Consider the following 18,294-nt stretch of genomic DNA (forward strand, 5'->3'; position numbering starts at 1 on the left):
TTTACGCGCCCCTTCGTCAACCTATTGATAAATAAAGATTAACCAAACTGGCACGGCGTTTGAGTAAGCGCCCCCGACAGAACAGGGGGAAAAAACTCATGTCGTACAAACGGCTCGTGCTCGCCGTCATCGTGTTGGCGGCCGCCGCGGCGGCGCTGTGGTTCAGGGCGGAATGGCTGGTGGGCACGGCCCTGCGCGCCCGCTTCAGCCCCTCCGTCACCCTGGCGCCCAAGCCCTCACCCACCAGTATCGCCAACGCGCGCGGCCAAGACCTGGACGATTTGCTGGTGCTGCTGGACCTGGACCGCAGCTTCACGGCGGAGGGGCGGGCCGCCTTCACCCAGGGGGTGGCGGACCTGCGCGCCCGCGTGGGCGAGATGGATGCCCCCACCTTCGTGATGGAGGTGGCGCGGCTGGTGGCCCTGGCCGGCAACGGCCACACCGCCGTGCAGCTGTTCCCCAAATACGCGGAGTACGGCGTGGCGCCGGTGCGCCTGGCCTGGTTCGACGACGGCCTGTACGTCATCGGCGCCGCCGACGCCCAGGCGGGCCTGCTGGGTCGCCGGGTGGCGGCCATCGACGGCCACCCCGCGGACGACATCCCCGCCGCCGTGCGACCCTATCTGACCGGCACTGACGAGCATGCGCGGGCCCAGGGCATCAACCTGCTGGTCTGCCCCGCCTTGCTGCGCGCCGTCTGGCCGGAGACGGACGGCCGCCACCTGGCGCTGACCCTGGCGGATGAGGCGGGCGGGACGATGCAGACGTCGCTGGAGGCCGGCCCCATGGCCAGTGCCGACAGCCTGCGCTGGCTGCCGCAGGCCGCCGCCTTCACCCATCTCTACGGCGGCAATACGGCCAGCCTGGAGGCCCGCGCGCTGGACCACCAGGGCCTATACCTGCGCCTGAACGCCGTGATGGATGATGACAAGGGCCCGCTGACCCGGCAGCTGGAGGCCGTTGCCGCCAGCGCGCCGCCGGGCGGCTGGCGCTGGATGGTCATCGACCTGCGCTATGACGGCGGCGGCGACTACACCAAGACGGTGGACTTCACCCGCCGCCTGCCCACGCTGCTGGCCCCGGACGGGAATCTGTGGCTGCTGACCGGCAACGCCACCTTCTCCGCCGCCATCGTCACCCTGGCCCGCGCCAAGTACTACGCCGGCGCCCGCGCCCACATCATCGGCCAACGCGTGGGCGACCGCGACACCTTCTGGGGCGAGACCGGCGCGCCCCTGGTGCTGCGCAACACCAACACCACCGTGGGCTATGCCACCGGCATGCACGACTGGGTCCATGGCTGCCGCGACGTCACCAAATGCTTCTGGCTGAACTACGCCTTCGGCGTCGCCGCCGGCGACCTCAGCCCGGAACAGGAAGTGGGCTGGCGCTTCCCCGACTTCGCCGCCGGGCGCGACACCGTGATGGAGGAAGTGCGCGACCTGCAGGAGGCCAAGCGCGGCGGTGGCGAGCGGGCGGCGGTGCCGTGAGGCCGCTCACGGCCGTGACGAGGCAAAGGAAGAGGCGGACGCCGACGCCGATTTTCACCTGGCGGTCTACGAGGCCACCCACAACGTCGTCATCCTGCACATCATGCGCGCCCTGTCCGAGATGCTGCGCCAGGACGTCTTCTTCAACCGCGCCAAGCTGTACCAGCGCACCGGCGTCCGCCAACTGCTGCTGAGCCAGCACCGCGCCCTCTACGAGGCCATCATGAAGGGCGACCCGGCGTCAGCCCGCGCGGCCGCCGAGGCGCACATCAACTTCATCCGCGACGCTTTGGTTGAAATTTCGCGCGCGGATGCTAGGCTGGAGGCATCGTTGAGGCGGATTGCGGGCGGGATATCGTGGCTGATAAGTAATAACGCGATTATTTCGCCTCAATGACGGTATATCAATAATATTTTAGAGGCAAAAAATGGCCGCATCCGCCCCATTAAGCATAATTCGAATTGAGGTCGACAAACTATTTGGCTATCATGATTATGTTTTGCCAAAAGAACAAAAAGATATACACAGATTCTTCATTTTATATGGAGATAACGGATCTGGAAAAACGACCATATTAAGAATTATTTATGGGCTATTAGTTCCAAAATCCGTTCCAGATGCCCGTTCATTTATTATGAGAACCACTTTTCAAAGCGTTAGAGTGTATTTAAGTGACGGAACAAAAGTCGCCGCCGAAAGGCCGATTGGCGTCCTTAATGGGAAATTTACGTTTGTTTTAGATCAACCAGGTCGAGAGGTTGTCCGACTAGATCTTGGCTCTGATGACGACAGGCCCGTGCAGGCACCACAATCCATTCCAGTCATTAGCGCGCTAAAAGAACTGGGGCTTTCAGTATACTTTCTCCCGGACGATCGGAAGTCAGCGGATCTGGATAGAAAGGATATGCGGAATGAAATCTCATTATACAGAGATGAATTGGGCAACATACAGAGATTTCCGGGAAATACTTCAGATAATCAAACACGCCATTTGGAAATCCGCCCCTCTATATCTCAGGTGTTTAGTTGGATTAGATCACAGGTAATTAAAGGATCGAGAGTCGGTGACGAAAACTCAGCCTCTATCTATCGATCAGTTATTAACAGAATTGCAACACATACCGCTCGCAACGACGAAGAGCCTACGGATAATAAGGCTGAATTAATAAGAAGAATTGAAGACTTAGGAGCGTCTACAAAAGATTTTTCAACGTATGGCCTGATGAGGCAATTTGATTATGAGTACTTGCTGAAGCAGATTGAATTAACTCATGGCGAGAATAGAAAATTAGTTCTGGGAATACTTAAGCCGTACATAGATGGCATCGAAGCTAGAAAGGACGCCCTCAAGCCATCCTATGAAGCGGTTCACAGGTTTGTAAATAACGCAAATATGCTTCTCCACCCCAAGAAAGTTATATTTAGCATAACTGAAGGATTCACCATACTGGACAAGAAAAAAAGGAAAATCAACCCAGACCTATTATCTTCTGGGGAGAAGCAAATATTCCTTATATTTTGTCACTCCATTCTGTCCAGAAGCAGGGGCGGGATTTTCATTATAGATGAGCCGGAATTATCCCTAAATATAAAATGGCAAAGGCAAATACTCGATCGCATCAGCAATATTGCTGGCGACACGCCCATTCAATTCATACTAGCAACCCATTCTATAGATCTACTAGCCGAACACAGAAGCTCCACCGTACAATTAAAGGATATTGTTAATGGCGACGAAAAAGAAGCAGAGGGTGAAGATTCAAGAGAATGGGAAAATGAAGAGGCAACAGATGGTGAGATTCTGTGAAAACATTGGAGAGGAATATAGATTCACAGTTAGCAGAATAATTGCCACCTACTCTCTTGAGCAAGACCTTCGCGATATTTTTGTCGAGGGAAAGAGCGATGTTTGCGTACTCCAAGAATATGCACGGGTCAATTCGATAAATAACAGCAAAATATATAATATAGATGATGTATTCATTCCGAATAACATGCTGAAGCCCCCTCATGGCAGTGGAAACCGAGGGAGAGTTATAGCATTGGCCGAAACGCTGTCCGAACACCCGGACCTAGGCTATGATAATGTATTCTGCCTTGCCGATAAGGATTTGGATCAACTCGAAGATATTCCGCCATACAGGCGATTATGGTTAACAGAGTTTACTTGTTTGGAAGCCTATATTTTTACAAATGAAATTACAATGCAAATTATCAATACATTCTTCTGCAAGAAGATAGATCATGACAATGTACGGGAAATAATGAGAACTTGTGTGTACTTGTATTTTGCTCGAAAATACAAAAAAGATAAAGCACCCTCATTGTCTTGGGTTGACCCAAGCAATTCAATTTCCATGGAAGGGGCAAGCCTGATTTTTGATAGTTCAAATTTCTTAGAAAGAATGCTGACGAACCAAGGCATGGCCCATCTGACTGAGGATGCCAAAGAGACAATAGCCAGAATGACTGATAGTCACAATACTGACGCTAGGTATGCGATACATAAAGATGACTACTTCAGAGTTATCTGCCGATATGCCAAACTCAAAAGATGCGATGCCAACCTATGCAAGCCTGAGGTATTTAGCAGAGTCGCTCTCTCACACATTTTAAATGGATCATCTAAATATTCAACATTCCAAAAATACCTTGAGTGGGCAAAACCAAGCCAGGGAGCCCGTCCATGAGCAAACTGACCCTCTACTTCATCCGCCATGCCGAAAAGCCTGAGGAAACCTGGCCCGGTCCTGGCCTTACCTTGGACGGCAAGAAGGACAAGGAGTCCCTGGTCATCCGCGGCTGGCAGCGGGCGGGGGCCTGGGCGGCGTTGTTCGGGGCGGGGCTGGAGGGCAGCACCTATGCCAAGCCGGCGGCGGTGTATGCGGCGACGCCAGGGACCACGGTGAACAAGGGGCCCAGCAAGCGGCCGTTCGAGACGGCCTCGCCCCTGGCGGCGCGCCTGGGGCTGGAAGTGCCCAACACCACCTACGGCAAAGGGCAGGAGGCGGCGCTGGTCAAGGAGCTGCTGACCCTGTCCGGCGTGGTGCTGGTGTGCTGGGAGCATCAGGCCATCGTGGAGAGCATCATCCCCCTGCTGCCCGTCCGCCGGGGCAAGCCGCCCACCGCCTGGCCGGAGGACCGCTTCGACGTCGTGCTGCGCTTCAAGCGCAAGGAGGGCGGCAAGGGCGACGGCTTCGCCTTCAAGGAGCTGTATCCCCGCCTGCTGGCCGGGGACTCCGATACGCCCCTGTGAAACGCCTCACCGTACGGGGCGCGCCCATCAGAGGGACGCGCCGGTGATGCCGGCCACGATGCCCGGCCACCAATAATCGGCGGTGAAGGAGCAGGTGGCGACGATCACGAAGGCCGCCGTCGCCAGGAGCACGACGGTGGCGGCGTAGGCCAGCGGCCCGTCGGCCCGTGACCCGTTGGCCAGTGACCCGTTGTTGGACTGGGCGCGATAGGAGCGGATGGCCAGTTCGGCCACCGCCAGGTTGGGCACGTAGAAGAAGAACACCATCACCGCGTCGAACCAGCCGGTGAAATGGCTGGTGTGGCCCAGCCGGCCCATGGTCAGGAACCAGAAGCCGTATTCGATGCGATACAGCCAGGAACCGACCGTCAGCGCGAACAGGCGGATGGCCCAGGCGCGGTGCTGGTCATACCGGCGGGCGCGGGCATGCGCGTAGGCCAGCACCGCCGCCAGCGACATCAGCGCGCCGTAGGTGCCGAAGCCCAGGTTCATCATCGTGCCGCCGAGCGTACCGGTGGTGAGGCCGTAGGCCAGGCCGCCCAGCCCGGCGAAACCGGCGCACATCACATACAGCCGCCCCAGCCAGCGGTGCAGCCCCGGCACCGCGCGCCGGACACCGCCCATCAGCTGGATGGGGCCCAGCAACAGCAGGATGCCGCCGGCGATGAAATGCGCGCCGATGGCGGCCGTGGCCACCGGCGCGCCAGCGTCGTGCAGGGCCGGCAACGACTCATTCCACCGGGCGGCCGTGCCGTTGACCGCGGTGCCGCCGAAGAAGGCCAGGATGTAGGCGCCGAAGATGGCGCCGCTGGCCCAGGTGACCGCGACCAGCTGCCTCATGCTCCAGCGCAACGCCCGGCCCCCAAGTTCAGCGCCCGCCCCCCGGACGGCGACCGCGTCCAATGCCGCTGTCATGGCTCCCCCCAATCAATACATGCGCTCGCCTGAATACGCGCCCGCCTGAGGCGCCGAGCGAGCCGAACATTCCTCTTTTCCGTGTATGGATAGGCTGTCAAAAGTCAAGCCTGGGCCGCCATGCCGACGGCGTTGGTCCATCGCCCGATGATGTCCACCCACGGATGAAGGTTTAACGCATGAGCATGGGGATTTCCTGCCTGGCCGATGTCGAGCGTATCGAGGCGGTCCCGCTGGCCGAGCGGAACCTGCCGGCGAACAGCTATGAGATGATCGCCACCGGCGCCGCCTTGAACCCCGATGCGCCCGCCTTGTCCTTTTTCCTGCGCACCCGGGACCAGGCGCGACCCTACACCCTGACCCATCGCGCGCTGCTGGCCCGGATCACCCAGGCCGCCCACATGTTCCGCCACCTGGGGATAGGCCGGGGCGACGCGGTGGCCATCCTGCTGCCCAACCTGATCGAAACCCACCTGGCCATCTGGGGGGCGGAAACGGCGGGCATCGCCTTCCCCATAAACCCGCTGCTGGAGGCCGACCAGATCGCCGCCCTGCTGCGGGCGGCGGATGCCAGGCTGCTGGTCACCCTGGGCCCGGCGCCGGGCAGCGCCCTCTGGGAAAAGGCCTGCGCGGCCCTGGTGGAGGCGCCCTCGGTGCGCCAGATCCTGACCGTCGATCCCCTGCGCTATCTGCGCTCCCCCCTGGCGCCCATCGCCCGGCTGCTGGCGGCCCGGCGGCTGCGCGCCACCCGCCTGGATGTGCCCGTCCAGGACATGACGCGCGCACTGAAGCGCCACGAGGGCGGACGGCTGACCTTCGCCGCCCCCGCCGCCACGGACATCGCCTCCTACTTCGCCACCGGCGGCACCACCGGCCTGCCCAAGATCGCCCGTCGCACCCATCACAGCGAGGTGTTCGACAGCTGGGCCATGAACCAGGTGCTGGGCGGGACCGCGGCGCAGCCGGTATTCTTCTGCGGGCTGCCCCTGTTCCACGTCAATGGACAGCTGGTGACGGGGCTGGCGCCGCTGGGGCGCGGCGGGCATGTCGTCATCGGCACGCCCCAGGGCTATCGCGGCGAGGGCGTGCTGCGCCACTTCTGGGAGATCGTGGAGCGGCACCGCATCGCCTTCTTCTCCGGTGTGCCCACCGTCTATTCGACGCTGCTGGAACAGCCGGTGGAGGGGCATGACCTGTCCAGCCTGGAACTGGGCATGTGCGGGGCCGCGCCCATGCCGGTTGAGCTGTTCCGCCGCTTCGAACAGGCGACGGGCGTGCGCATCCTGGAAGGCTATGGCCTGACCGAGGGGGCCTGCACCTCCAGCGTCAATCCGCCGGCCGGGGAACGCCGCGTCGGCTCCATCGGCTTGCGCCTGCCCTATCAACGGATGAAGGTGGTCATCCTGGACGACCAGGGCGGTTATGTCCGCGATGCCGCCGTGGGTGAGGTTGGGATCGTCGCGCTGAACGGCCCCAATGTCTTCGAGGGCTATACCGACCCAGCCCGGGAAGGCGGCACCTGGCTGGCCATCGCCGGTGAGCGCTGGCTGAACACGGGGGATCTGGGCCGGCAGGATGCCGACGGCTATTTCTGGCTGACCGGCCGCCGCAAGGAACTGATCATCCGGGGCGGCCACAACATCGACCCCGGCGTGATCCAGGAGGCCCTGGCCGCACATCCGGCGGTGGCGATGACGGCGGCGGTGGGCCGGCCCGACGCGCACGCCGGTGAGTTGCCCGTCGCCTATGTCCAGTTGCGTGCCACCGCGACCGCCACCAGCGAGGAGCTGCTGGCCCACGCCTGCGCCCTCATTCCGGAACGGGCCGCCTGGCCCAAGGCGGTGCGCGTCCTGGACGCCCTGCCGCTGACCAGCGTCGGCAAGGTCTTCAAGCCGACCCTGGTGGGGTACGAGATCGCCGACGTCGTCCGGCAGGAGGGCAAGACCGCGGGCCTGGACCATATCGAGGTCGACGTCGTGCTGGATCCGGATCGCGGCCTGCTGGCCCGGATCAGGGCCCAGGGTGACAGGCAGGCGCTCGGCCGGCTTCTGGGCCGTTATACCTTTGCCCATGAAATCACAGACTGATTCCAGAAAGAAACCCGGCGGATCGACCGCCGGGGCTGGGAGGCTACGGGGATAATACGGACTTACTGCGGGATCATGCCGGTGAAGACATAGGCCTGCAGCAGGGTGATCACGCCCACGATGCAGACGAAGAAGAGGCTGTGCTTCAGCGTGAAGCGCAGCAGGTTGGACTCGCTGCCCACCAGGCCCACGGCGGCGCAGGCCACCGCGATGCTTTGCGGGGAGATCATCTTGCCGGTGACGCCACCGGAACTGTTAGCGGCCACCAGCAACAGGTCGGAGACGCCCAGCTGCTGCGCCGTCGTGGCCTGCAGCGCCCCGAACAGGGCGTTGCTTGATGTGTCCGACCCGGTCAGGAACACGCCCAGCCAGCCCAGGATGGGGGAGAAGAAGGGGAAGCCCCTGCCCGCCTCCGCCAAGGTCAGCGCCAGGGTGGAGGACAGGCCGGAATAGTTGGCGATGTAGGCGAAGGCCAGCACGGCGCCGATCGTGTACATGGGCCATTTCAGCTCCGCCAGCGTCTCCCCGAACGCGGCCAGCGCCTTGCCCGGGCCATAGCGCAGCACCACCATGCTGAGGATGGCGGAGATGAGGATGGCGGTGCCGGTGGCGGCCAGCAGGTCCAGCTTGTACTGCGCGGCGTAGGGGGTGGCGGCCTTGACGATGGGGGCCACCTTGGTCACGGCGTTGTGCAGGCTGGGCACGTCGAACAGAAACACCGTGTCCACCAGGGCGCCGCCCTTGGCGAACAGGGCCTTGAAGGGCTTCAGGCTCCAGATCGTCACGATGACGGTGAGGATGAGGAAGGGCGACCACGCCTTCAGGATCTGGCCGCCGGTATAGGCGTGCGCGCCGCGCTCCTCCGCCGTCTCCTGGTCCTTGAAGCGGAAGATGGTCTTGGGCTTCCAGAACTTCAGGAACACCGTCAGGCACAGCAGGCTGATGAGGGCCGAGATGATGTCCGGCAGCTCGGCCCCGATGTAGTTGGAGGTGAAGTACTGGCTGATGGCGAAGCTGAACCCCGTCACCAGGATGGCGGGCCAGGTTTCCTTCACGCCCTTGGCCCCGTCCATGATGAACACCAGCCAGAAGGGCACGAACACCGACAGGGCCGGCAACTGCCGCCCCGTCATGGCCGCCACCTTGTAGACGTCCAGACCCGACACCTGGGCGCCGACGATGATGGGCGTGCCCATGGCGCCGAAGGCCACGGGTGCCGTGTTGGCGATGAGGCAGAGGCCGGCAGCGTAGAGCGGGTTGAAGCCCAGCCCGGCCAGGATGGCGGCGGTGATGGCCACCGGCGCGCCGAAGCCGGCCGCCCCCTCCAGGAAGGCGCCGAAGGCGAAGCCCACCATCAGCATCTGCAGCCGCTGGTCCTCGGTGATCGAAATGACGCTGGCGCGGATGATGTCGAACTGCCCCGTCTTCACCGTGATCTTGTACAGGAAGACGGCCGCCACGATGATCCAGGCGATGGGCCATAGGCCGTAGAAGAAGCCGTAGACCACGGCGGCGATGGCCGAGGACGCCGGCATGCCATAGGCCGCGATGGCGATGATCAGAGCCAGCAGCACGGTCAGCGTGCCGGCGACGTAGCCCTTCAGCCGCAGCACGGCCAGCGCCACGAAAAAGAAAACGATGGGCAGCACCGCGACCAACGCGGACACCACCATGTTCCCAAACGGGTCATAGACCTGGACCCAAGGCTGCATGGCCTTCCCCCCTATTTGTTGTCGTGTCGAAACCAGGCGGAACGCGTAAGGCGGCGCGGGTTGGGGATGCCGCCGGTGCCCGCCGGCGTTCTGTCGTCCTCCCCACGCGGCTGGTGTCGGTCAGGCGCGCATATTCAGGCGTCCCGGGTATTGCCCGGGTTGATGTCTCCTTGGTCAAATTACTGTACCATGGACATAATGATGGATAACCCGCGCGCCGGGCGGGCGCAAACGGAAAAGATGGCCCTAATCCAAGGTCTTGGTTAACCCGGTTACGTGTCGGCCGATCCGCCTAGGGGAGAAATCCGGCCGAGGCCGCCGGGATTAAGCCGCTGAATGATTTGACCTTCCCTTGCACCGGAGGGGCGACCATTGCCGATCCCTATTTGGTAAAATGATTTGACCAAGACTACTCCTTGGTAAAATATGGCGCCGACAATTTCCCCAGGGCAAAGGCAAGCCGGCCCCGGGGGCAGCATCCTGGGAGGGACGGGCCTTTGACCACCACGAACCTGGCCGCCACGAATACGGCCGCCGCCGCAAGGCCGGCGGCCCGGCCGGATACGGTCTATTTCTTCGGCACCTGCCTGGTGGACATGCTGTACCCGGAGGCCGGGCTGGCCGGCATGGACCTGCTGCGCCACGCCGGCGTGCACGTGGTGTTCCCGGAGGGGCAGAGCTGCTGCGGCCAGCCGGCGCGCAATTCCGGCTATGTGGAGGAGGCGCGCGAGGTGGCGCGGGCGCAGCTGGACGCCTTTCCCAGCGACATTCCCATCGTGGTGCCCTCCGGCTCCTGCGCCGGCATGATGAAGACCCACTACGCCCACCTGTTCGAGGGCGATCCCGACCAGCCGCGCGCCATCGCCTTCGCCGCCCGCATCCATGAGCTGACGGCCTTCTTCGTCAACGTGCTGGGCGTCAAACTGGCGGACAAGGGCGCGCCCGTCACCGTCACCTGGCACCCGTCCTGCCATTCCCTGCGCGAGATGGGCGTGAGCGAGGAACCCAAGGCCCTGCTGCGCCAGCTGGCCAATGTCACCCTGGTGGAAAACAAGCGGGAGCGGGAGTGCTGCGGCTTCGGCGGCACCTTCGCCGTGCGCCAGGCGGCCGTGTCCACCGCCATGGTGTCGGACAAGCTGGCCAGCGTGCGGGAGACCGGCGCCGGCACCCTGCTGTCGGGCGACTGCGGCTGCCTGATGAACATCGGCGGGCATGCCGAGAAGGCGGGCGATGGCATCCGCTGCCGCCACATCGCGGAATTCCTGATGGAGCGCTGTCATGGCGGCTGACGGCGGCATGCATGCCGAACACGGCCCCCGGTTCGCAGAAAGGGCGCCCGACGCGCTGAACAACCCGCAGCTGCGCCGCAACTTCCGCCGGGCCATGGACGGCCTGATGGCCAAGCGCGCCGCCCAGTTCCCCGACCCGGCCTATTGGGCGGAGCTGCGGGAACGGGGCGCCGCCGTGAAGGCCCGCGCCCTGGCCAAGCTGCCGGACCTGCTGGAGCGGCTGGAATCCCGGCTGACCGCCAACGGTGTCCAGGTGCACTGGGCGGAGACGACGGAGGAGGCCAACGCCATCGTCCTGGGCATCCTGCAACAGGCCGGCGCCCGTACCGTCATCAAGGGCAAGTCCATGGTGTCGGAGGAGATGCACCTGAACGCCCACCTGGAGCGGCACGGTATCGAGGCGGTGGAATCCGACCTGGGCGAGTACATCATCCAGCTGGCGGGGGAGACGCCGTCCCACATCGTCATGCCTTGCATCCACAAGAACAAGGATGAGATATCGGACCTGTTCGCGGAGAAGATCCCGGGCCTGGAACGCACCGGTGACGTGGATGAATTGACCGCCGCCGCCCGCCGGGTGCTGCGGGAGCGCTTCGCCAACGCCGACGCCGGCATTTCCGGCGTCAATTTCGCGGTGGCGGAGACGGGCACCCTGGTGCTGATCGAGAATGAGGGCAACGGCCGCCTGTCCACCACCCTGCCGCCGCTGCACATCGCGGTGACCGGCATCGAGAAGGTGGTGGAATACCTGGACGACATCCCGCCCCTGCTGGCCCTGCTGCCCCGTTCCGCCACCGGGCAGCCCATCACCACCTACGTCAACATGATCAGCGGCCCCCGGAAGGCCGGCGAGAAGGACGGGCCCACGGCCGTGCACCTGGTGCTGCTGGATGCAGGGCGCAGCCGTGTCTATCAGGATGTGGAGCTGGCGGACACGCTGCGCTGCATCCGCTGTGCCGCCTGCATGAACCATTGCCCGGTCTACACCCGCGTGGGCGGCCACACCTACAACGCCATCTATCCCGGCCCCATCGGCAAAATCCTGACACCGCAGCTGCAGGGCCTGGACGCCGCCGGCGACCAGCCCCACGCCTCCACCCTGTGCAACGCCTGCGCCGAGGTCTGCCCGGTCAAGATCCCCATCCCCGACCTGCTGGTGCGCCTGCGCCGCGAGGCGGTGCGGCCGACGGAGACGCCGGCCACGCACCTTCCCCCCCTCTATTCAACAGTGGTGAAGGACGGCGGGGCGGAGCGGTCGTGGACGGAAAGCCTGGTCTGGGCCGGCTGGCGCCTGGTCTATACCCGGCCACTGCTGTACCGCATGGTCACCCGCGCCCTGGCCTGGGGCGGCAATTGGGTACCGGCCGACGCCCCACTGATGCGCGACTGGACCAAGGCGCGGGCCAAGCCCCGCTTCAAGCCGCGTACCCTGCATGATCTGGCGCGCGAGCGCGGTTACCTGAACGAGGTGCCGAAATGAGCGCCGCCTCAAACACGGCAAGGGCCAATATCCTGGGCCGCCTGAAGGCCGCCCCCGGCCGGCCGGGTCCCGACCTCGCGCCCTGGACGCCGCCCACCTATACCGACAAGCTGGTCCGCTTCCGCCAGATGGCGGAGGCCAACCACGCCGAGATCCATGACGTGACGGCGGAGACCTGGCCGGCGCGGCTGGCCACCATCCTGAACAACCGGGGCGTGGGCCGCCTGATGGTCGCCCCCGGCACACCGCGCGGCGACGCCCTGCTGCGGGCGGCGGCCCAGGGCGTGCCCCTGCCCACCCTGGTGCCCTATGACCAGCCGGTGGAGGTGTTGAAGGATGCGCTGGTGCACCGGGTGGATGCCGGCCTGACCGGCACGCGCGGCGCCATCGCCGAGACGGGCACCCTGATTCTGTGGCCAACGGCGGAGGAACCGCGCCTCTTGTCGCTGCTGCCGCCCCTGCACATCGCCGTGCTGGAGGAGGACACGCTGCACGACACGCTGGCGGCGGTGGTGCGGGACCAAGGCTGGGCGGCGGGCATGCCCACCAATGCCCTGTTGATTTCCGGCCCGTCCAAGACGTCCGATATCGAGCAGACCTTGGCCTATGGCGTCCATGGCCCCAAGGAACTGATCATCCTGCTGATTAGAAAAGGGGAGTGATGGGTCATGCCGGACAGCATCGTGAACCCCGCCGCGGACCCCGTCCTCACCCGTGATTACGACGCCCTGCGCGCCGAGCTGGCGGGCATGGTGCCGGCGGACCGGCTGATCACCGACCCGCTGCGCCGCCTGGCCTATGGCACGGACGCCAGCTTCTACCGCCTGGTGCCGAAGCTGGTGGTGCGGGTGGACAGCGAGGCAGAGGTGAGCCAGGTGCTGGCCGCCTGCCGCCGCCACAACACGCCCGTCACCTTCCGCGCCGCCGGCACATCGCTGTCCGGCCAGGCCATCACCGACAGCCTGCTGATGGTGCTGGGCGACGGCTGGCACCGTTCCGTCATCAATGACGACGGCAGCGTCATCAAGGTGCAGCCCGGCATCATCGGGGCGGAGGTCAACCGCCGCCTGGCGCCCTATGGCCGCAAGATCGGGCCGGACCCGGCCTCCATCGAGAGCTGCAAGATCGGCGGCATCGCCGCCAACAACTCGTCGGGCATGTGCTGCGGCACGCACGAGAACACCTACAAGACCATGCTGTCGCTGCGCTTCATGCTGGCGGACGGCACCCTGGTCGACACCGGCGACGCCGCCAGCGTGGCATCCTTCCGCGTCAGCCACGCCGACCTCTTGGCCAGGCTGGACGAGATGGGCCGGCGGGTGCGGGAGGACGAGGCGCTGGCCAACCGCATCCGGCGCAAGTTCGCCATCAAGAACACCACCGGCTACAGCCTGAACGCCCTGGTCGACTACCAGGACCCGGTGGACATCCTGGCCCATCTGCTGATCGGGTCGGAGGGGACGCTGGGCTTCATCGCGGAGGTCACCTACCGCACCGTGCCGGAACTGGCGGACAAGGCCAGCGCCCTGCTGCTGTTCCCCGACATCGTCGAGGCCGGGCGCGCCGCCTGCCTGCTGAACGGCGGGCCGGTGGCGGCGGTGGAGCTGATGGACCGCGCCAGCCTGCGCAGCGCCAAGGGCCAGCCGGGATTGCCGCTCGAGATCGACAGCATGGGCGAGGACGTCGCCTCCCTGCTGGTGGAAACCCGGGCCGTCAGCCCGGAGGCCTTGCGCCAGAACATCGCCGCCATCGAAGGGCTGCTGGCCGGGGTCACCCTCCTGCGGCCCCCGGCCTTCACCACCGACGCGGCCGAATACACCAAGCTGTGGAAGATCCGGAAGGGCCTGATCCCCACCATCGGCGCCATGCGCCAGACCGGCACCAGCGTGATCATCGAGGACGTGGCCTTCCGCATCGAGGATCTGGCCGACGCCTGCCACGACATGCGGGCGCTGTTCGACAAGCACGGCTACCCCGACGCCATCCTCATGGGCCACGCCCTGGCCGGCAACCTACACTTCGTCTTCGCCCAGGATTTCAGCACCGAGGCGGAGATCGACCGCCACGCCCGTTTCATGGACGAGATGGTCCACATCGTGGTGGAGAAGTACGACGGATCGCTGAAGGCGGAGCACGGCACCGGCCGCAACATGGCCCCCTTCGTCGAGCTGGAATGGGGCAAGGCCGCCACGGCATTGATGTGGGAGATCAAGCGCCTGCTGGACCCGGCCAACCTGCTGAACCCCGGCGTGCTGCTGAACACCAACCCGCGCCTGCACCTGGAGAACCTGAAGCCCCTGCCGCCGGCCCACACCATCGTCGACACCTGCATGGAGTGCGGCTTCTGCGAGAAGATGTGCCCCTCGCACGGCATGACCCTGAGCCCCCGCCAGCGCATCACCGGCCTGCGGGAAATCGCACGCCTGACGGCCCTGGGGGACTCGGCGACGGAGCTGCGGGATCTCTACGACCACCACGCCATCGACACCTGTGCCGCCTGCGGCCTGTGCGCCACCGCCTGCCCCGTGGGCATCGAGACGGGGCAGCTGACCAAGGCCCTGCGCGGCAAGCGCCACGGGCCAAGGGCCCGCACCGTGGCCGGCCTGATGGCCCGCCATTACGGCACCGTGCTGGCCGCCACGCGCGGCGCCCTGAACCTGGCCGCCTTCGCCGCCCAGGCCGTGGGGCCGAAGAAGGTGGCCAGCCTGGCGGCCTATGCCCGCACACTGTCCGGCGACCGCCTGCCCCACGCCGGCCCCAACCTGCCGGAGGGGGCCAGCATGGCCTGGCTGAAGGACGTGCCGCCGGCCACTGCGGTGGGCGAGCCGGTGGTGTACCTGGCCGCCTGCGCCGGGCGCACCTTCGGGCCGGCGGTGGAGGATGGGGAAAGCGATCCCCTGCCCGCGGTCACCCTGCGCGTGCTGGAGCGCGCGGGCTTCCGCGCCATCGTGCCGGAGGGCCTGCCCGACCTGTGCTGCGGCCTGGCCTTCGAGTCCGAGGGCATGAAGGAGGCGGCGGACGCCAAGGCGGCGGAGATGGAGGCGGCGCTGAAGGCCGCCAGCGACAACGGCCGCATCCCCATCGTCATGGACGCCAGCGCCTGCACCCAGCGCATGAAGACCTACCTTTCCGGCCGCCTGCCGGTGAAGGATCTGGTGGAATTCCTGGCGCAGGACGCCCTGCCCCGCCTGACGCCGACCCCGCAGGCGGAACCCGTGCTGCTGCACCTGAACTGTGCGGCCCGCAAGATGGGCATCGATCCGCAGGCCGCCGCCGTGGCCAAGGCCTGCGCCGCCACGGTGGTGGTGCCGGAGCGGGTGGGCTGCTGCGGGTTCGCCGGTGACAAGGGGTTCGTGGAGCCTGAGCTGAACGACCACGCCCTGCGCTTCCTGGCCCCCCAGGTGCCGGCGGGCTGCGAGGCGGGATACTCCAGCAACCGGACGTGCGAGATCGGCCTGGCCGACCATGCCGGCGTGCCCTATCGCCATCTGGTCTATCTGGTTGACCGGGCCACGCGCTGACGGATCGCCGATGGGCCCGCCAATGCTCCTATGCCGGCCCCGGCACTTCCGCACCGTTGACGGCGACCCCGCCGCCCCCTACCCATATCGGGCGTCGAAAAACAGTGCGTCATAAACCCGCGATGGCCGGCCAAGGCCACGCATGAGCGAGAGAAATCAGGGGAGAGGACCATGACGGCACGGGTTACGGCCGGGCATCTTCAGGTGGCGCAGGAACTGTTCGACTTTGTCGAGAACGAGGTCCTGCCCGGCACCGGATTGTCGGTGGAGGCCTTCTGGCAGGGCGTGGATGTGCTGGCGCACGAGCTGACGCCGCTGAACCGCGACCTGCTGGCCAAGCGCGACGCCCTGCAGCAGCAGATCGACGACTGGCACCGCGGCCAGAAGGGCCGGCCCTTCGACGGCGCCGCCTACCGCGCCTTCCTGTCGGCCATCGGCTACATCCAGCCCGAGGGGCCGGACTTCAGCGTCAGCACCGCCAATGTGGATGCGGAGATCGCCACCATCGCCGGCCCGCAGCTGGTGGTGCCGGTGATGAACGCCCGCTATGCCCTGAACGCGGCCAATGCCCGCTGGGGTAGCCTGTACGACGCCCTGTACGGCACCGACGCCCTGCCCGAGGATGACGGGGCGGAGCGCGGCCGCGGCTACAACCCCATCCGGGGCGCCAAGGTCATCGCCTTCGGCCGCACCTTCCTGGACCAGTCCTTCCCCCTGGCCGAGGGCTCGCACCGCGACGCCACCAGCTACGCCATCGTGGACGGCGCCCTGGCGGTGACGCTGGAGGGCGGGGCCAAGACGGGCCTGGCCGACCCCAGCCGCCTGGGCGGCTGGCAGGGCGACGCCGCCGCCCCCACCGTGATCCTGCTGTGCCGCCACGGCCTGCATGCCGAGATCCACATCGACGCCGGCCACCGCATCGGGCGCGAGGACAAGGCCCACGTGGCCGACATCGTGCTGGAATCCGCCATCACCGCCATCATGGATTGCGAGGATTCGGTGGCCGCCGTGGATGCCGCCGACAAGGTGCTGGCCTACCGCAACTGGCTGGGCCTGATGAACGGCACCCTGACCGCCCAGTTCGAGAAGGGCGGCCAGACGGTGGACCGCCACCTGAACCCGGACCGCGTCTATACCGCCCCGGGGGGCAAGACCCTGACCCTGCCGGGCCGCAGCCTGATGCTGGTGCGCAACGTCGGCCACCTGATGACGTCCGACGCCGTGCTGCTGGCCGACGGCAGCAACATCCCCGAGGGCATCCTGGATGCCGTCATGACCAGCACCATCGCCCTGCACGATTTGCGGCGCGAGGGCGTGGGCGACACCCCGGCCGTGCGCAACAGCCGCGCCGGCAGCGTCTATATCGTGAAGCCCAAGATGCACGGGCCGGAAGAGGTGGCGTTCGCCAACCGCCTGTTCGGTGCGGTGGAACAGCTGCTGGGCCTGCCCGCCAACACCCTGAAGATGGGCATCATGGATGAGGAGCGGCGCACCACCGTCAACCTCAAGGAATGCATCCGCGCCGCCCAGCACCGCGTGGTGTTCATCAACACCGGCTTCCTGGACCGCACCGGCGACGAGATCCACACCTCGATGGAAGCCGGCCCCATGGTGCGCAAGAACGACATCAAGGGCACGGCCTGGATCAAGGCCTATGAGGACTGGAACGTCGACACGGGCCTGGCCTGTGGCCTGAAGGGCCGGGCCCAGATCGGCAAGGGCATGTGGGCCATGCCCGACCGGATGGCGGACATGCTGGCCACCAAGATCGCCCACCCCCAGGCCGGCGCCAACACCGCCTGGGTGCCCTCCCCCACCGCCGCCACCCTGCACGCCCTGCACTACCACACCGTGGACGTGGCCGCCCGCCAAGCCGTGCTGGCCGGCCACCGCCGCGCCAAGCTGGAGGACATCCTCACCCCCCCGCTTGCCCAGGGCACGAATTGGTCGGAGGAGGAAATCCAGCAGGAACTGGACAACAACGCCCAGGGCATCCTGGGCTATGTCGTCCGCTGGGTGGACCAGGGGGTCGGCTGTTCCAAGGTGCCGGACATCAACAACATCGGCCTGATGGAAGACCGCGCCACCCTGCGCATCAGCAGCCAGCACATCGCCAACTGGCTGCACCACGGCATCTGCACCAAGGAACAGGTGCGTGAGACCCTGGAGCGCATGGCCGCCGTGGTCGACAAGCAGAACGCCGGCGACCCCGCCTACACCCCCATGGCCCCCAACGTCAGCCACAGCATCGCCTTCCAGGCCGCCTGCGACCTGGTGTTCGACGGGGTGCGCCAGCCCAACGGCTACACCGAACCGGTGCTCCACCGCCGCCGGGCGGAGGCAAAGGCGCGGCAGGCGGGGGCGTAGGCGCGAGCGTCAGGGAAGAGGTGAGGGTTAAGAGGGGGCGGGACCGTGGGGTTCCGCCCTTTTTTAGCGCTTCGAGATTGAAAGCTCACTGAAGGTTGGCGGCTTATGTCTACTTCGCGCCTCATGGCGATCGTTCCGAAGACCGGCGCCAGGCCGGATAGCAGACATTTCTATTT

13 protein-coding genes are annotated in these 18,294 nt (G+C 65.4%); 11 read left to right on the forward strand and 2 right to left on the reverse strand.

From position 1 onward, the window contains the following. The first annotated feature begins 98 nt into the window (after nt 1-98). Genes FBZ87_RS19845 through FBZ87_RS19865 form a run of 5 tightly spaced genes read left to right on the forward strand, consistent with a single transcriptional unit; the run spans nt 99 to nt 4,747 of the window. Nucleotides 99-1,490 carry a hypothetical protein gene (locus FBZ87_RS19845; RefSeq protein ID WP_145612323.1) on the forward strand — a complete coding sequence of 464 codons (1,392 nt, stop codon included), beginning with the start codon at nt 99-101 and terminating at the stop codon, nt 1,488-1,490. Further along, entirely contained in the window at nt 1,465-1,887 is a 423-nt protein-coding gene (locus FBZ87_RS19850; RefSeq protein WP_246134501.1) for an FCD domain-containing protein, read from the forward strand. Before FBZ87_RS19845 ends, FBZ87_RS19850 begins: the two co-directional genes overlap by 26 nt. Nucleotides 1,888-1,918: 31 nt before the next feature. Continuing rightward, the gene (locus tag FBZ87_RS19855) at nt 1,919-3,298 is read left to right on the forward strand and encodes an AAA family ATPase (protein WP_145612324.1); all 1,380 of its coding nucleotides are present in this window, start codon (nt 1,919-1,921) and stop codon (nt 3,296-3,298) included. After that, a complete protein-coding gene (locus FBZ87_RS19860; RefSeq protein ID WP_145612325.1) occupies nt 3,219-4,181 on the forward strand; it encodes a hypothetical protein in 963 nt (320 codons plus the stop codon). Before FBZ87_RS19855 ends, FBZ87_RS19860 begins: the two co-directional genes overlap by 80 nt. Further along, on the forward strand, nt 4,178-4,747 hold the full coding sequence (locus FBZ87_RS19865) for a histidine phosphatase family protein (RefSeq protein WP_145612326.1): 570 nt from the start codon (nt 4,178-4,180) through the stop codon (nt 4,745-4,747). The genes FBZ87_RS19860 and FBZ87_RS19865 overlap by 4 nt, the downstream gene beginning before the upstream one ends. Before the next feature lie 27 nt (nt 4,748-4,774). On the opposite strand, the gene FBZ87_RS19870 is transcribed toward FBZ87_RS19865, so the two are convergent. Beyond that, nucleotides 4,775-5,587 (reverse strand): DUF2306 domain-containing protein, encoded by an 813-nt coding sequence (locus tag FBZ87_RS19870; RefSeq protein WP_211107017.1) that lies wholly within the window; start codon nt 5,585-5,587, stop codon nt 4,775-4,777. Nucleotides 5,588-5,841: 254 nt separating this feature from the next. Here FBZ87_RS19870 and FBZ87_RS19875 point away from each other — a divergent pair, with 254 nt between their 5' ends. Continuing rightward, a complete protein-coding gene (locus tag FBZ87_RS19875; RefSeq protein ID WP_211107018.1) occupies nt 5,842-7,749 on the forward strand; it encodes an acyl-CoA synthetase in 1,908 nt (635 codons plus the stop codon). Between the two features lie 62 nt (nt 7,750-7,811). On the opposite strand, the gene FBZ87_RS19880 is transcribed toward FBZ87_RS19875, so the two are convergent. Further along, the gene (locus FBZ87_RS19880; RefSeq protein WP_145612328.1) at nt 7,812-9,461 is read right to left on the reverse strand and encodes a lactate permease LctP family transporter; all 1,650 of its coding nucleotides are present in this window, start codon (nt 9,459-9,461) and stop codon (nt 7,812-7,814) included. Between the two features lie 497 nt (nt 9,462-9,958). Between FBZ87_RS19880 and FBZ87_RS19885 the strand changes: the two genes are divergently transcribed. From FBZ87_RS19885 to FBZ87_RS19905, 5 genes are all read left to right on the forward strand, one after another. Continuing rightward, nucleotides 9,959-10,750: a (Fe-S)-binding protein gene (locus FBZ87_RS19885; RefSeq protein ID WP_281288988.1), complete on the forward strand. Its 792-nt coding sequence runs from the start codon at nt 9,959-9,961 to the stop codon at nt 10,748-10,750. After that, on the forward strand, nt 10,740-12,230 hold the full coding sequence (locus FBZ87_RS19890) for a LutB/LldF family L-lactate oxidation iron-sulfur protein (RefSeq protein WP_246134502.1): 1,491 nt from the start codon (nt 10,740-10,742) through the stop codon (nt 12,228-12,230). Before FBZ87_RS19885 ends, FBZ87_RS19890 begins: the two co-directional genes overlap by 11 nt. Beyond that, on the forward strand, nt 12,227-12,892 hold the full coding sequence (locus tag FBZ87_RS19895) for a LutC/YkgG family protein (protein ID WP_145612329.1): 666 nt from the start codon (nt 12,227-12,229) through the stop codon (nt 12,890-12,892). Before FBZ87_RS19890 ends, FBZ87_RS19895 begins: the two co-directional genes overlap by 4 nt. Before the next feature lie 6 nt (nt 12,893-12,898). Next, nucleotides 12,899-15,751: an FAD-binding and (Fe-S)-binding domain-containing protein gene (locus tag FBZ87_RS19900; RefSeq protein ID WP_145612330.1), complete on the forward strand. Its 2,853-nt coding sequence runs from the start codon at nt 12,899-12,901 to the stop codon at nt 15,749-15,751. Nucleotides 15,752-15,922: 171 nt separating this feature from the next. Continuing rightward, a complete protein-coding gene (locus tag FBZ87_RS19905) occupies nt 15,923-18,118 on the forward strand; it encodes a malate synthase G (RefSeq protein WP_145612331.1) in 2,196 nt (731 codons plus the stop codon). The last annotated feature ends 176 nt before the right edge of the window (nt 18,119-18,294 follow it).

It is taken from the genome of Nitrospirillum amazonense, assembly GCF_007828035.1.
In the GTDB taxonomy this organism is placed as follows: Bacteria; Pseudomonadota; Alphaproteobacteria; order Azospirillales; family Azospirillaceae; genus Nitrospirillum; species Nitrospirillum amazonense.

What these genes read in the sequence shown, in the direction of transcription:
- FBZ87_RS19895 (WP_145612329.1), top strand. Translation starts at nt 12,227, where the DNA reads ATGAGCGCCGCCTCAAACACGGCAAGGGCCAATATCCTGGGCCGCCTG.
- FBZ87_RS19870 (WP_211107017.1), bottom strand. Translation starts at nt 5,587, where the DNA reads ATGAGGCAGCTGGTCGCGGTCACCTGGGCCAGCGGCGCCATCTTCGGC.
- FBZ87_RS19865 (WP_145612326.1), top strand. Translation starts at nt 4,178, where the DNA reads ATGAGCAAACTGACCCTCTACTTCATCCGCCATGCCGAAAAGCCTGAG.
- FBZ87_RS19855 (WP_145612324.1), top strand. Translation starts at nt 1,919, where the DNA reads ATGGCCGCATCCGCCCCATTAAGCATAATTCGAATTGAGGTCGACAAA.
- FBZ87_RS19905 (WP_145612331.1), top strand. Translation starts at nt 15,923, where the DNA reads ATGACGGCACGGGTTACGGCCGGGCATCTTCAGGTGGCGCAGGAACTG.
- FBZ87_RS19860 (WP_145612325.1), top strand. Translation starts at nt 3,219, where the DNA reads ATGGCGACGAAAAAGAAGCAGAGGGTGAAGATTCAAGAGAATGGGAAA.
- FBZ87_RS19900 (WP_145612330.1), top strand. Translation starts at nt 12,899, where the DNA reads ATGCCGGACAGCATCGTGAACCCCGCCGCGGACCCCGTCCTCACCCGT.
- FBZ87_RS19880 (WP_145612328.1), bottom strand. Translation starts at nt 9,461, where the DNA reads ATGCAGCCTTGGGTCCAGGTCTATGACCCGTTTGGGAACATGGTGGTG.
- FBZ87_RS19875 (WP_211107018.1), top strand. Translation starts at nt 5,842, where the DNA reads ATGAGCATGGGGATTTCCTGCCTGGCCGATGTCGAGCGTATCGAGGCG.
- FBZ87_RS19890 (WP_246134502.1), top strand. Translation starts at nt 10,740, where the DNA reads ATGGCGGCTGACGGCGGCATGCATGCCGAACACGGCCCCCGGTTCGCA.
- FBZ87_RS19845 (WP_145612323.1), top strand. Translation starts at nt 99, where the DNA reads ATGTCGTACAAACGGCTCGTGCTCGCCGTCATCGTGTTGGCGGCCGCC.